Origin of the sequence: Chromobacterium sp. IIBBL 290-4 (assembly GCF_024207115.1) — a bacterium.
In the GTDB taxonomy this organism is placed as follows: domain Bacteria; phylum Pseudomonadota; class Gammaproteobacteria; order Burkholderiales; family Chromobacteriaceae; genus Chromobacterium.
In genome coordinates this window covers 4873041-4887354 of the sequence record NZ_CP100128.1, presented here as the reverse complement: position 1 = coordinate 4887354, position 14314 = coordinate 4873041, and the positions used below count along the sequence as shown (strand labels likewise).

The window sequence follows — 14314 nt, the reverse complement described above, 5'->3', positions numbered from 1 at the left end:
ACCTCGAAACCCGCGCCATGCTGCTGACCTATCCCGACAGCCCCTTCCAGCTGAACCAGCCATTTCCGCCGGCCGGCGACCAGCCTGCCGCCATCGAGCAACTGGTGGAAGGCCTGTCCGACGGCTTGTCCTATCAGACGCTGCTGGGCGTGACCGGCTCAGGCAAGACCTACACCATGGCCAACGTCATCGCCCAGACCGGCCGGCCAGCCATCATCATGGCGCACAACAAGACGCTGGCGGCGCAGTTGTATAGCGAAATGCGCGAGTTCTTCCCGCACAATGCGGTCGAATATTTCGTCTCTTATTACGACTACTACCAGCCGGAAGCCTACGTCCCCAGCCGCGACCTGTTCATCGAGAAAGACTCCAGCATCAACGAGCACATCGAGCAGATGCGGCTGTCGGCCACCAAGTCGATACTGGAACGTCCCGACTGCATCATCGTGGCGACGGTGTCGGCGATTTACGGCATCGGCGATCCGTCCGACTACCACCAGATGATCCTGCATCTGAAGGAAGGCGAAACCACCCCGCAGCGCGACATCATCAGCCGGCTGACCACCATGCAGTACAGCCGCAACGATCTGGACTTCGGCCGCGGCACCTTCCGCGTGCGCGGCGACGTGATCGACATCTACCCGGCGGAAAGCAGCGACACCGCGCTGCGCGTCAGTCTGTTCGACGATGAGGTTGAAGCGCTGACGCTGTTCGATCCGTTGACTGGCGCCACCAAGCAACGGGTCGGCCGCTTCACCGTGTTTCCGTCCAGCCACTACGTGACGCCGCGCGACACCGTGCTGCGCGCCTGCGAGCAGATCAAGGACGAGCTGCGCCACCGCATCGAGTGGTATCAAAAGGAAGGCAAGCTGGTGGAGGCGCAACGCATCGAGCAGCGCACCCGCTTCGACCTGGAAATGCTGTACGAGATGGGCTTCTGCAAGGGCATCGAAAACTATTCGCGCCATTTCTCCGGCCGTGGACCCGGCGATCCGCCGCCGACGCTGATCGACTACCTGCCCAAGAACGCGCTGATGTTCATCGACGAGAGCCACGTCACCGTGCCGCAGGTGGGCGCGATGTACAAGGGCGACGCCGCGCGCAAGGCCAACCTGGTGGAGTACGGCTTCCGTCTGCCATCCGCCGCTGACAACCGGCCGCTGAAATTCCACGAGTTCGAACAGCTGATGCCGCAGACCGTGTTTGTCTCCGCCACGCCGGCGGTGTATGAAAAGGATCATGCCGGCCAGGTGGTGGAGCAGGTGGTGCGGCCGACCGGCCTGGTGGACCCGCAGCTTGAGATCAGACCGGTGGCGACCCAGGTGGACGACCTGCTGTCCGAAATCCGCGACCGCATGGAGCGCGGCGAGCGGGTGCTGGTCACCACGTTGACCAAGCGCATGGCCGAGCAACTGGCCGACTACTACACCGAACACGGCGTCAAGGTGCGCTATCTGCACAGCGACATCGATACGGTGGAGCGGGTGGAGATTCTCCGCGACCTGCGCCTGGGCGTGTTCGACGTGCTGATCGGCATCAACCTGTTGCGCGAAGGCCTGGATATCCCGGAAGTGAGCCTGGTGGCGATCCTGGATGCCGATAAAGAGGGTTTCCTGCGCAGCGAGCGCAGCCTGATCCAGACCATAGGTCGCGCCGCGCGGAACCTGAACGGCAGGGCACTGCTCTACGCCGACCGCATCACCGAGTCCATGCGCAAGGCGATGGACGAAACCGAGCGCCGCCGCGCCAAGCAGATGGCGTTCAACGCCGAGCACGGCATTGTGCCCAAGGGCGTGGAGAAGAAGATCAAGGACATCATCGACGGCGTTTACAGCGTCGAGGCCGAGCGCAAGAAGCTGGTGGACGAGGCGGCAGTGGCGATGATGGACGAGAAGACGCTGGCCAAGGAGATCAAGCGTCTGGAGAAGGAAATGATGGAGGCGGCGCGCAATCTGGAGTTCGAGCGCGCCGCGCGCATCCGAGACGAATTGAAGCAGCTGAAGGAAAAGGCCTGGCTCGGCGAGCTATAGCCGCTGGTACTTGTCCTCCGCATCCCCGCTAAACCAGCGGGGATTTTTCTTGCATGCGTCCGGCGTGCAGGTGCTGCTGGCGGAAACGTTGCGCCAGCATGGCGCATACCATCAGCTGGATCTGGTGGAACAGCATCAGCGGCAGCACGATGGCGCCGATGGCGTGGCCGGCGAACAGCACCTTGGCCATGGGCACGCCGCTGGCCAGGCTCTTTTTCGAGCCGCAGAACAGGATGGTGATCTGATCCTCGCGATTGAAGCCCAGCTTGCGGCCCGCCAGCGTGGTGATGCCCAGCAGCAAGCCCAGCAAGATGATGTTGACCACCAGCAGGCCTGCCAGGGCGGTCGGCGGCGTTTGCCGCCATAGCCCGCTGATCACCGCCGCGCTGAAGGCGGTATAGACCACCATCAGAATCGACCCCTGGTCCACATATTTCAGAATGGCCTTGTAACGGTCCACCCAGCGGCCTATCCAGCGCCGCGCGATCTGACCGGCGATGAAGGGCAGCAGCAGCTGGTAAACGATGTCCAGCGCCGATCCCATGCTTTGGTCCAGGCCGCCATGGCTGACTACCAGCCAGCCTACCAGCAGCGGCGTGATGAAGATGCCCAGCAGGTTGGAGGCGGTGGCGCTGCAGATGGCCGCCGGCACATTGCCTTGTGCCATCGAGGTGAAGGCGATGGACGATTGCACCGTGGACGGCAGCATGCACAGATACAACACCCCCAGGTACAACTCGGGCGTGACCAGCGGCGTCAGCACCGGCTTGAGCAATAGTCCCAGTATGGGGAACAGCGCGAAGGTGCACGCCAGCACGGTCAGGTGCAGCCGCCAGTGGCCCATGCCGGCCAGCACCGCTTCGCGCGACAGTTTGACGCCGTGCAGAAAAAACAGCAGGCCGATGGCCAGGTTGGTGATCAAGTTGAATATTTGAGCCGCTTCGCCGTGGCAAGGCAGCAGGCTGGCCAGCGTCACGGTGCAGATCAGCGCCAGGGTGAAGGAATCCAGTAGCTTGGGCATGGCAATGATTCGACGAAAGAGTGGATGCAAGTATTGAAACGCAGTCCAATTCAGAATACAAATGTATTTATCTGATCAATTAATAAATAGAAATCATGAATTATACTTTGCGGCAGCTGCGGGTGTTCCGCCGGGTGGCGGAGCAGGGCGGCTTCAGCCGCGCCGGCGATGATATGGGCCTGACCCAGCCGGCGGTCAGTCGGGCGGTGCGAGAACTGGAGCAGACGCTGGACTTGCGTCTGCTGGATCGCACCACCCGTGAGGTGGTCTTGACCGAAGCCGGCCGGCGCTTGCTGCCCAAGCTTTGCCGCGCGCTGGATGAGCTGGATGAGGTGCTGGATGCCACGCGCAAGGAGGGCGGCCAGGCGATGGGCAGCGTGCGCGTCGCCTGCAGCCCCACGCTGTCGGCCAGCCTGATGCCATCCATCATCGCCGCCTGCCGGGAAAGCTATCCGCAATTGAAGCTGCATCTGCAGGACCAGGTGCAGCGGCTGAATGTGGAGGCGGTGCGCAGCGGCGCGGCGGATTTCGGCCTGGTGGTGGAGCAAGGGGATTGCGACGACCTGGAGCAGGCGGAAGTGTTGGTTGATGACTTCTGGCTGGTATGCCGAAACGATCATCGTCTGGCGACATTGGCGGAGGCGCAATGGGAACAGCTGGACGGCGAAGAGTTGGCCTTGCTAGATGCCAGCTCGGGCAGTCGGCCGCTGATAGACCGCTTATTGAGCCGCCATCGCTTGAATTGCCAAGTGATTGTGGAGCTGGGGCATTCGCACTCGGTTTTCAAGATGGTGGATGCCGGCATGGGGCTTAGCGTGACGCCGGGCTTGGCGTTGCCATTTCCCGAGGGCTGCCATCTGACTGTGGTGCCGCTAAAGCCTAGAGCCAGCCGGCGCATTGTATTGTTGCGGCGCCGGAACCGAACCCTGTCTCCCGCCGCGGAACACCTGTGGCGGCTGGTGCTGGCAATGAAAGGGCGTTTACAGGACATCGCCCGTGGGATAAAAGGGCAGGCATGAGGGCTTGGGGTTTGTTTATGGCTGTCAACATGAATTTTGACAAATTGCGCGCTTGGCTGTTGGGGTTTTGCCGTAATATCCTTGCCGGCTGAAGGGTGTGCATGTTTCCATCATTGCCACAATGCCTGTGGCGGATAAGGATGCAGAGGGATGGCTGACGCTAGAGCGCGATATTCCATATTGTTCGTGTGCCATGGCAATATATGCCGCTCCCCGACGGCGGAGGGTGTCATGCGGCACATGCTGGCGGCGCGCGGGCTGGCGGCAAGCATTGCCGTCGACTCGGCCGGCACGCATGGCTACCATGTAGGCGAGCCGCCGGATGCGCGCAGCGCTAGCGCCGCGGCGAAGAGGGGATATGATCTGAGCGGCCAGCGCGCCCGGCAGGTGAATGATGCAGACTTCGCGGCTTTCGATCTGATCCTGGCGGCGGATAAACATAATCTGGCGGACTTGCGCGGACGCTGTCCCGCGGATCTGCAAGGCCGTTTGCGCCTGATGCTGGAGCCGCTGGGCGAAGGGCGCGAGGTGCCTGATCCTTACTATGGCGGCAGCCAGGGTTTCGAGGGCGTGCTCGATTTGCTTGAGGAGGCATGCGAGCGCTGGCTGGCGCGGCTGTCTAAGTAGAGATTCTGACCCTATGGCGGGCTGACCTGCTCGCTATCGGCTGCTAAGCTATGTTAACAACCAATCATTCCCGCCTGTTGAAAGACTGACGATGCAGACAAGGCTGTCCCGGAAATCCACCTCTTATGCTTATTGGGGCGCGCCATGGCTCTGACATCGAGAGAACGGGGCGCCAGGGCGCCGCTGGAGATCGTTCCCAGCCACAGCGCGGACGTCATTTTGCCGCGCCAGCCGGGCAAGACGCCGCTGGCGAGCCAGACGGTTATCGTCATCGGCTCCTCAACCGGCGGAACGGAGGCGCTGCGCACGCTGTTGACCGCTCTTCCCGCGAATATGCCGCCCATACTCATCGCTCAGCATATGCCTGAAATGTTTACGCATTCTTTCGCCCAACGGTTGGATACGCTGTGTCGGATGCGGGTGAAGGAGGCGGAGGATAATGAGCGCTTGCAGGCCGGCACCGTCTACATCGCGCCGGGACATTCCCATTTGCTGATCAAAAACGCGCCGACCATAGGCTACAGCACGTCTTTGAATGCCGGCCCGGCGGTAAACCGGCATCGGCCGTCGGTAGATGTATTGTTTCGTTCGGCGGCCAATCTGGTGAGCAAGAACTGCATAGGCATCATCTTGACCGGCATGGGCCGCGACGGCGCTGGCGGCATGTTGGAGCTGAAGCAGGCGGGCGCCTGGAACATCGCTCAGGACGAGGCTAGCTGCGTGGTGTTCGGCATGCCGAAAGAAGCGATCGCGCTGGGCGCGGCGCACGAGGTGCTGCCCCTGACCAGCATCGCGCAGCGGCTGGTGACGCTGGTGCATCAACGCCAGCCTTCTATTTAGGATTCCATGAAGTTCTTACCGATTCTGGTGGTCGAAGACGACGCGGATTTGCGCGAGGCCATCATTGATACTTTGTCTTTGTCGGGCTATCCGACGCTGGAGGCCGCGGATGGCGGCCAAGCGCTGCAGCGCTTGAAGCAGGAGCCGGTGGGCTTGATCATTTCCGACGCGCAAATGGCGCCGATGGACGGCTACGCGCTGTTCGAGGAGGTCAAGAAGCAATATCCCGGCGTGCCTTTCATCCTGATGACCGCCTATGGCGTGATCGAGAGGGCGATTGAACTGTTGCGCGCGGGCGCCACGCATTACTTGCTCAAGCCCTTCGAGCCGCAAAGCCTGTTGGCCGAGGTGGAGAAGCATTTGCTGGCGATGCCGGGCGACGACGGCGGCGAGGTGGTGGCGGAGTCCGCCGCCATGCGGCAGCTGTTCGCCCTGGCGGGGCGCGTGGCGCAGAGCGACGCCAGCGTGATGATCAGCGGGCCCAGCGGCACCGGCAAGGAGGTGTTGGCGCGCTACATCCACCGGCATTCGAAGCGCCACGCCGGGCCGTTTGTGGCGGTCAATTGCGCGGCCATACCGGATAATTTGCTGGAGTCCACCTTGTTCGGCCATGAGCGCGGCGCGTTCACTGGCGCGGCGCAGGCCTTGCCCGGCAAATTCGAGCAAGCCCAGGCCGGCACCATTCTGCTGGACGAGGTGACGGAAATGGCCTTGGCGCTGCAGGCCAAGCTGCTGCGCGTGCTGCAGGAGCGCGAGGTGGAGCGCATCGGCAGCACCCGGACGGTTAAATTGGACATCCGGGTGTTGGCGACGTCTAATCGAGATTTGCAGGCGGAAGTGGAGGCGGGGCGCTTCCGCGAGGATTTATATTTCCGGCTGAATGTTTTCCCCTTGCGCATCCCGGCGCTGGCGGATCGCCCTGATGATATTCTGCCCTTGGCACGATTCCTGCTTAGAAGATATGCGGAGGCCGCGGGACGGGCATCTCTGGTGTTTTCCAGGGATGCGGAACGTCATTTGACGGCCTATAGTTGGGAGGGTAACATCCGCGAACTGGATAATGTCGTGCAGCGGGCGGTCATTCTTGCCGCCGGGGCGGAAATTATTGCCGCCGATTTGTTGTTGGACGACATGATGGGCGCGGGGATGTGTACCCGGACGGTGTCTGAGAAAGACAGTTCGGTGTCGGATGAAGCCGACATGAAAACCCTTGAAAAACGCCATATTCTGGAAACATTGGCAGCAGTCGGCGGAGTGAGAAAGCTGGCGGCGGAAAAACTGGGCATTAGCGAGCGCACTTTGCGTTACAAACTGCAGCGCTACCGTGATGAGGGCGCGACAGACCAGGATGTTTCGGAGGGTAATGGCACGGAGTAGCCATGTCAGTCAATAATATCGACCAGTTGCTGGGCGAATTGCGAAGCGCGGCGGCGCTGGCCGCCGGCAAGCAAGCGCATGCGACGCAGGAAACGCCGCAGGTCGACTTTTCGGACGTGCTCAAATCTACCATCGAGCAGGTCAACTCGGCGCAGCAGACATCGGAGGAGATGCAAAAGCAGTTTCAGCTGGGCGATAATAAAGAGGTGAATCTGCAAGATGTGATGATGTCATTGCAGAAAGCCAGCCTCTCGTTCCAGACCATGGTGCAGGCGCGCAATAAATTGGTCAGCGCCTATCAGGAAATCATGAATACCCAAGTCTAGCGCTGTCGGACTCCTTTCGGGCAGCGGTGGACCTAAACCTCACACCACCGTATGGCTGATCTGGCAGAAGAAAACGCAACACCAGCTTGGCGCAGCCGCCTGAACGAAGCGAATGATCGCTTCAAGGCCCTGCCCAACAACAAGAAAATCTTGTTTCTGACGGCGCTGGCGGCAATTTTCGCCGTCGTCGTAGGGGCGGTTTTCCTCAATCGCACCCCCTCTTATAAAATCCTGTTCTCCAATCTTGCCGACCGCGACGGCGGCCAGGTGACGGCTGCGCTGCAGCAAATGAACATTCCCTATCAGCTGGGCGACGGCGGCGTGATTTCCGTGCCGTCGGACCGGGTGTACGACGTTCGTTTGAAATTGGCGGCCCAAGGGCTGCCCAAGGCCAGCGGCGTGGGTTTCGAACTGATGGACAACCAGAAGTTCGGCATCAGCCAGTTCGCCGAGCAGGTCAACTATCAGCGTTCCATCGAGGGCGAGCTGGCCCGTACCATCGAGGCCATCTCCTCGGTGCAAAGCGCCCGCGTGCATATCGCCACCCCCAAGCAGAGCGTGTTCGTGCGCGAGCAGCAGGCACCCACTGCTTCGGTGATGCTGCAGCTTTACGGCGGGCGGATTCTGGACGCCGGCCAGGTTGCGGGCATCCTGCATCTGGTGTCCAGCTCGGTGCCCAATCTGCCGGTGAAGAACGTCACCATCGTCGATCAGGACGGCAATCTGCTGTCCAAGCAGATGGGGCCGGATGAAAACTCGGGCCTCGATCAGCGCCAGCTGGGTTTTGTGCGCCAGATCGAGGATGGCTACGTCAAACGCATTGAGGACATCCTCGAGCCTATCTTCGGCCACGGCAATGCCCGCGCCCAGGTGACGGCCAATGTGGATTTTTCCGAGACGGAGCAAACCTCGGAAACCTTCCGGCCCAATTCCAATCCCAACCCCTCGGCGACGCGCAGCCAGCAGATCAGCGAAAAGCTGGTCAATGGCTCAGCCAATCCCACCGGCGTGCCGGGCGCGCTGTCCAATCAGCCGCCTTCCGCCGCGTCCGCGCCTATCACGCTGCCGCCGGGCGCCGCGCCGGGCACGGCGAATCTGTCCGGACAAGGCGTAAGCGCCAGCGGAGCATTGCAGCGCGACATCACCACCAATTACGAGGTGGATAAAACCGTTCAGCACACCAAGATGCCGACCGGCTCGGTCAAGCGCTTGTCGGCTGCGGTGGTGGTGAACTATCGCCGCATGCCGGACAAGAACGGCGAAATGAAGCCGACGCCGCTGTCGCCGCAGGAAGTGCAGCAGATCAATAATCTGGTCAAAGAGGCCATGGGGTACAACTCGGGCCGCGGCGATACGCTGAATGTGGTCAACGCGGCGTTTGCGGACAATGCGCAGCCGGTGACGGTGCAGGAGCGCGTGGTCAATTATGTGTCCGACAACGGCACCGGCCTGGTCAAGTACGGCCTGATCGCTATCGCGGTGTTGTACTTGTTGTTTGGCGTGGTGCGGCCCATCATGCGCGATCTGGTGCGTCCCCAGGCTTCTGCGGGAGAGGGCGGCGCGGCGGGGGCGGGAGGCCGGCTGCTCGGCGTGGCCGGCGAGGAAGGCGAAACCGCCATGGCCGCGCTGGCTGTGGATGGGGCCGCCGGAGCGGTGGATCCGCGCGAGGCGCAGAGGAAGCAGTACTCCAGCAATCTTGAGGCCGTGCGCGAGCTGGTGAAGTCTGATCCGCGCATGGCGGCCCAGATCATCAAGGAATGGATAACCGCCGATGAGTGATAACGGAATCCGCAAGAGCGCCGTGCTGCTGTTCAGTCTCGGCCAGAACGAGGCGGTTGAGGTGTTCAAATACCTGGGCCCCAAGGAAGTGCAGAAAATCTCGCTGGCGATGGCGGCGATCAACAACCTCAGCTACGAGCAGATCGATGAGGTGGTGGCCGACTTCCGCAAGGAGTGCGACGCCCGCGCCAGCATAGGCGCGTCCGACGAATATCTGCGCAATGTGTTGATCGAGGCGCTGGGGCCGGACAAGGCTTCCAACCTGCTGGACAAGATCATGCAGGGCAATGATCACAGCGGCATTGAAAGCCTGAAGTGGATGGATCCGTCTTCGGCCGCTGACCTGATCCGCCACGAACACCCGCAGATCATCGCCACCATCCTGGTTCACCTGGAGCCGGATCTGTCCAGTTCCATCCTGTCTTTCTTCCCCGAGCGCATGCGCAATGAAGTGCTGATCCGGACCGCCACGCTGGAAGGCGTGCAGCCGCAGGCGCTGCGCGAGCTGAACGATGTGCTGACCCAGCTGCTGTCCGGCTCGGACCGCATCAAGAAGAGCGCGTCCGGCGGCGTGGGACTCACCGCGGAAATTCTCAACTTCATGGGTGGCAATGTCGAAGCGTCCGCCCTCAGCTTTATCCGCGAGTACGATCCGGAGCTGGCGCAGCGCATTCAGGACAAAATGTTCGTGTTCGAGAATATTCTGGATATTGACGATCGCTCGATCCAGACCATCTTGCGCGAGGTGCAGACCGACTCCCTGGTGATCGCCTTGAAGGGCACAAGCAACGACCTGAAAGAAAAAATCTTCCGCAATATGTCGCAACGCGCGGCGGAAATGCTGCGCGACGATCTCGAGTCCAAAGGGCCGGTCAAACTGTCGGAAGTGGAAGCCGAGCAGAAGGAAATCCTCAAGGTGGTGCGCAAGCTCGCCGACGACGGTCAAATCGTGCTAGGCAGCAAGGGCGGCGATGAAGGCCTCGTCGAGTAACAGTCCCATCATTCCCGGCGAGCAACTGGAAAGCTGGACCAGTTGGAGTCCATCGTCCCTGGATGGCTTCACGCAAGCCTTGAATCCCGCCCAGTTGATGGCGATGAGCCAGACGCGCCGTCCCGGCGCCAGCCTGGCGGAGAAGATCGCGGCCGGAGAAGGCGCCCAGCAGATTCCGGTTTCATTGGCCGAAGCCGAGGCCATGGCGGAGCGGGAAGAGGTGGCGGAGCAGGAGGAAGAGCCTGCGCTGAGCTATCCTACCGCCGCCGAATTGGAGGCTATCCATCAGGAGGCCTGGCAAACCGGCCATGAGGCGGGTTTGGAAGCCGGACGGGCGGAAGGGTTCGAGCAGGGCTTGCAGGCGGGCCAGGAACAAGGCGCCGCGGCGGCGCGCGCGGAGTTGGCGCCGCAACTGGAAGAGGCTTGGCAATCCTTGCGCAAGATGAGCGATGCCTTTTCCGCCGAGTTGGCCCGGGTGGAGGAGGCTTTGGCCGGCGATGTGCTCAAGCTTGCCTGGCAGCTGGCGCAAAAGGTGGTACAGCGGCAGATCGCATGCGATGAGCAGGCGTTGCTGCCCTTGCTGCAGTCTGCCTTGAGCGAGTTGCCGTCCACGCTGGCGGGCGCGCGTTTGCGGGTCAATCCGGCCGATCTTGCCGCCGCGCGCGCGTTTCTGGAGCAGGAGTCGCCGGAGACGGTGTGGCAGTGGATTGAGGATCCCGCCATCGCCCGCGGCGGCTGCGTGATCGATGCGTCTTCGATTCGTCTCGACATGAGCATGGAAACCCGCTTGGCCGCGCTATCCCGCGCGCTTGGCCTGGAGGCCGAGAGCGATGAGCCGGCATCTGATTGAGCGTCAGCGCGAATGGCTGGCCGCATGCGGCGAGGCGGCCGCGGCCGCCAGCTTGTGGCAGCCTTGCGGCCGCCTGGTGCGCGTCACCGGCATGGTGATGGAGGCGGTCGGCATCAAGCTGCCGGTGGGCAGCGCCTGCCAGGTGATGCTGCCTGAAGGCAAGGCGGTTGAAGCGGAAGTGGTGGGCTTCTCCGACGATAAAGTCTTTTTGATGCCGCTGAGCAATGTGCACGGCCTGCTGCCGGGCACGCCGGTATTGCCTCTGCCCGGGCTGGCGCCGCCGCGCTACGGCCATGCGCACCGCGCGGCGGGGGCGATGGCGGCCAGCGGCCGCCAGGTGCCGGTGGGGCTGAGTCTGCTGGGGCGGGTGCTGGACTCGCTGGGCCGTCCGCTGGATGACCTCGGCCCTATCCATCCTGATGCCTGGTTTCCCTTGTACAGCCAGCCGATGAACCCGCTTCATCGCACGCCGGTGCATGATGTGCTGGATGTGGGCGTGCGCGCCATCAACGGCTTGCTTACCGTCGGCCGCGGCCAGCGCCTGGGCTTGTTCGCCGGTTCCGGCGTCGGCAAGTCGGTGTTGCTGGGCATGATGGCCCGTTTCACCAAGGCCGATGTGGTGGTGGTGGGCCTGATCGGCGAGCGGGGGCGCGAGGTCAAGGACTTCATCGAAAACATCCTGGGCGAGGAGGGGCGCGCCCGTTCCGTAGTGGTGGCCGCGCCGGCCGATATGCCGCCCTTGATGCGTTTGCACGGCGCGGCGTATGCGACCGCTCTGGCCGAGTATTTCCGCGCCCAGGGCCTGGATGTGCTGCTGCTGATGGATTCGGTCACCCGTTACGCCATGGCGCAGCGCGAAATCGCGCTGGCGATCGGCGAGCCGCCGGTAACCAAGGGTTATCCGCCGTCCGTTTTCGCGCGGCTGCCGCAACTGATCGAGCGGGCCGGCAATGGCGAGGAGGGCGGCGGCTCCATTACCGGTTTCTACACGGTTTTGTCCGAAGGCGACGACCAGCAGGATCCGATCGCCGACTCGGCGCGGGCCATTCTGGATGGCCACTTTGTGCTGTCGCGCAGCTTGGCCGAAGCCGGCCACTATCCCGCCATCGATATCGAACAGTCCATCAGCCGGGTGATGGTGGATGTGGTGCCGCAGTCGCAAACCGATCTGGCGCGCCAATTCAAGCAGCTGTACTCCCGTTATCAGCGCAACCGGGACTTGATCAGCGTGGGCGCTTATGTCCCCGGCTCGGACCCGGTGCTGGATGACGCGATGCGCCGGCAGCTGCCCATGGTGAGCTTCCTGACCCAGCCCATGCATGAGTCGCAGGATTACGCCTCTTGTTGCGAGCAACTGGCCATGGTGCTGGCTTGAGAGGTGAGCGATGGCGCAAAGCAAGTATCAGCTGTTGATTCAACTGGCGGATGAGAAGCAGCAGGCCGCGGCGGAGCGCATGGGCGCGGCCCAGAACCGACTGATTCAGGCGCAGTCGCGGCAGCAGCAATTGCACGATTTTCGCGAGGAGTACCGCCACCGCCTGGTCGATAGCGGCGGCAAGGGCATCTCGGTGATGCAGTATCAGGATTTCTGCAAGTTTCTGCTTAGGCTGGACGAGGCGATGACGCAGCAAACGCAAGAGGTGGAGCGTTGCACCCAGCGTTTTGTGATGGAGAGGCAAGCTTGGCAAATGGAATACAAGAAATTCAAAGCCTATGAAAAGCTGTTGCAGCGCGAGATCGAGCGCGAGGCGCAGAAAGAGGCCAAGTTGCAGCAAAAGCAGACCGACGAGTTTGCCACCCGGCAGTTCTGGGACCGTACGCACGGCGGCTAGTTAGGATCTGGCACATTGTTTGCTTTAGTTCTGCCGTAACGTATCTGCCGAGGTTTTGCCATGACCATCACTGTCACCACCGCTGCCGTCAAGACCGCCCCTTCCACCGGCGCCTCTTCCGGCGGTGCCGCAGGGCCCGCGCAAGGCGGCGCGGGCGATTTGTTCGCCAGCCTGCTGGGTTTGCAGCTGAGTTCGGTCGGCGGGCTGCAAGGCTTGGGCGACGGCGCTGTCGATACGAAAACGGACAGCAAGGACGACAAGCCTTCCACGACGGACGCCTCGATGCAAGCCGTGTTGGCCATGCCGCTGGCCGCCGCCATGCAGAGCCAGCTTTCTCCGGTGGATGTCAAACAGGCTGCGCCCGATTTGCTGCAGCAGGTCGCGGCGAAGATCGATCCTACGGTTTTGTCGCAAGCCAAGCAGAGCTTCAACTGGCAGCCGCTTCAGCAAAAATTGCCGGACCCGGATGCCGCCAATGCGCAATTCTTGCCGCTTCAGGCCGCGCAGCAGGCTGCGCAGAGCAATCAGCAGCCGCAACAAGTCGCCCCCACAAATATGCCGCAGCTTTCCTTGCCGCAGCAGCTCACCGATCCCAGCTGGGGCAAGGCGCTGGGCGAGCAGGTGCTGGGCATGGTGAACTTGAAGATGGACAAGGCGCAGATCCAGCTCAATCCCCCGCAACTGGGCCCGATCGAGGTTACCGTCAAAATGAACGGCAACGATCAGGCGCAGGTGATGTTCACCGCAGCCGTGCCGGCGACGCGCGAGGCGCTGGAAAACAATATGCACCGGCTGAGCTCGATGATGTCGGCCAATGGCATCCAGTTGACCGACTCCCAGGTGTCCAGCGGGCAGTCCGATCAGCAGCGGCAAGCTTATCAGCAGAAGAAGGGGCAGCAGCAGGCGGAGGGGCCGGCGGAGGTGTCCGGCGTGGACGCTTTGACGGCGCTGAAGGCCGCGCGCGGCATACTTAGCATCTTTGCCTGACCCGAATTTGATATCGATACTGTTCAGATGGCCGAGAAAACTGGAAAATACGGCCGGGAAATCGTTTAAGATTTCACTAGGCACATCTTAAAGAACAGGTCATAACATATGTCTGATGATAAAAAGGCGGAAAAAGCGGAAAAGAAGGCGGGCGGAGGCGGCAACAAGCTGATGCTGATCGTCATCATCCTGCTGGTCCTGGTTCTGGCCGCGGTGGGCGGGCTGGCCGTCTATATGTTCACCAGCATGCATAAAGCGCCGGGCGGCGCGCAGACCGAAGAGGTCAAGGAAAAACCGAAGAAGAAAAAAGAGGGCCCGCCGGTGTTCGAGAAAATGGACACCTTCGTGGTCAATCTGGCCGGCAATGACGGCAGCCTGCTGCAAGTGGACATGCAGGCTGAATTGAGCGACGAAGAGGCAAAGAAGAAGTTCACCGACTACGCGCCCAAGATCCGCAGCGCGGTGATCCTGTTGTTGTCATCCAAGAGCGCGGCGGAAATCAGCACGGCGGACGGCAAGGTCAAGCTGAAGGCTCAGGTCAAGCAGATCATCAACGAAGCGATGGATGCTGGCGAAGATCCTCCGGTGGATAGCGTGCTGTTCACATCCTTCATCATTCAGAAGCAATAAGAGGC

The 14314-nt window shown here is 61.8% G+C and carries 14 protein-coding genes; 13 read left to right on the top strand and 1 reads right to left on the bottom strand.

Annotation, left to right across the window (positions count from 1 at the left end):
• Positions 1 to 17: 17 nt before the first annotated feature.
• The gene (uvrB, locus tag NKT35_RS22950; RefSeq protein ID WP_254297592.1) at positions 18 to 2030 is read left to right on the top strand and encodes an excinuclease ABC subunit UvrB; all 2013 of its coding nucleotides are present in this window, start codon (positions 18 to 20) and stop codon (positions 2028 to 2030) included.
• Between the two features lie 28 nt (positions 2031 to 2058).
• Here uvrB and NKT35_RS22945 read toward each other — a convergent pair whose 3' ends face one another.
• Complete coding sequence (locus tag NKT35_RS22945; protein WP_254297591.1) at positions 2059 to 3051, bottom strand: bile acid:sodium symporter family protein; 993 nt, start codon at positions 3049 to 3051, stop codon at positions 2059 to 2061.
• Between the two features lie 95 nt (positions 3052 to 3146).
• Here NKT35_RS22945 and NKT35_RS22940 point away from each other — a divergent pair, with 95 nt between their 5' ends.
• From NKT35_RS22940 to NKT35_RS22885, 12 genes are all read left to right on the top strand, one after another.
• Positions 3147 to 4070 carry a LysR family transcriptional regulator gene (locus NKT35_RS22940; protein WP_254297590.1) on the top strand — a complete coding sequence of 308 codons (924 nt, stop codon included), beginning with the start codon at positions 3147 to 3149 and terminating at the stop codon, positions 4068 to 4070.
• Positions 4071 to 4220: 150 nt separating this feature from the next.
• The gene (locus tag NKT35_RS22935; RefSeq protein ID WP_371926410.1) at positions 4221 to 4697 is read left to right on the top strand and encodes a low molecular weight protein-tyrosine-phosphatase; all 477 of its coding nucleotides are present in this window, start codon (positions 4221 to 4223) and stop codon (positions 4695 to 4697) included.
• A 144-nt stretch (positions 4698 to 4841) separates the two neighbouring features.
• Positions 4842 to 5537, top strand: a complete 696-nt coding sequence (locus NKT35_RS22930; RefSeq protein ID WP_254297588.1) for a chemotaxis protein CheB — start codon at positions 4842 to 4844, stop codon at positions 5535 to 5537.
• A 6-nt stretch (positions 5538 to 5543) separates the two neighbouring features.
• On the top strand, positions 5544 to 6914 hold the full coding sequence (locus NKT35_RS22925) for a sigma-54-dependent transcriptional regulator (protein ID WP_254297587.1): 1371 nt from the start codon (positions 5544 to 5546) through the stop codon (positions 6912 to 6914).
• Positions 6915 to 6916: 2 nt separating this feature from the next.
• Complete coding sequence (gene fliE / locus NKT35_RS22920; RefSeq protein ID WP_254297586.1) at positions 6917 to 7240, top strand: flagellar hook-basal body complex protein FliE; 324 nt, start codon at positions 6917 to 6919, stop codon at positions 7238 to 7240.
• Positions 7241 to 7291: 51 nt separating this feature from the next.
• The gene (gene fliF, locus NKT35_RS22915) at positions 7292 to 9019 is read left to right on the top strand and encodes a flagellar basal-body MS-ring/collar protein FliF (protein WP_254297585.1); all 1728 of its coding nucleotides are present in this window, start codon (positions 7292 to 7294) and stop codon (positions 9017 to 9019) included.
• Positions 9012 to 10010: a flagellar motor switch protein FliG gene (gene fliG / locus NKT35_RS22910; RefSeq protein ID WP_254297584.1), complete on the top strand. Its 999-nt coding sequence runs from the start codon at positions 9012 to 9014 to the stop codon at positions 10008 to 10010. The genes fliF and fliG overlap by 8 nt, the downstream gene beginning before the upstream one ends.
• Positions 9991 to 10860: a FliH/SctL family protein gene (locus NKT35_RS22905; protein ID WP_254297583.1), complete on the top strand. Its 870-nt coding sequence runs from the start codon at positions 9991 to 9993 to the stop codon at positions 10858 to 10860. Before fliG ends, NKT35_RS22905 begins: the two co-directional genes overlap by 20 nt.
• A complete protein-coding gene (fliI, locus tag NKT35_RS22900; protein ID WP_254297582.1) occupies positions 10841 to 12235 on the top strand; it encodes a flagellar protein export ATPase FliI in 1395 nt (464 codons plus the stop codon). The genes NKT35_RS22905 and fliI overlap by 20 nt, the downstream gene beginning before the upstream one ends.
• 10 nt (positions 12236 to 12245) lie before the next feature.
• The gene (gene fliJ / locus NKT35_RS22895; RefSeq protein WP_254297581.1) at positions 12246 to 12692 is read left to right on the top strand and encodes a flagellar export protein FliJ; all 447 of its coding nucleotides are present in this window, start codon (positions 12246 to 12248) and stop codon (positions 12690 to 12692) included.
• 60 nt (positions 12693 to 12752) lie between these two features.
• Positions 12753 to 13679, top strand: a complete 927-nt coding sequence (locus NKT35_RS22890; protein ID WP_254297580.1) for a flagellar hook-length control protein FliK — start codon at positions 12753 to 12755, stop codon at positions 13677 to 13679.
• A gap of 108 nt (positions 13680 to 13787) precedes the next feature.
• Complete coding sequence (locus NKT35_RS22885; RefSeq protein WP_254297579.1) at positions 13788 to 14309, top strand: flagellar basal body-associated FliL family protein; 522 nt, start codon at positions 13788 to 13790, stop codon at positions 14307 to 14309.
• The last annotated feature ends 5 nt before the right edge of the window (positions 14310 to 14314 follow it).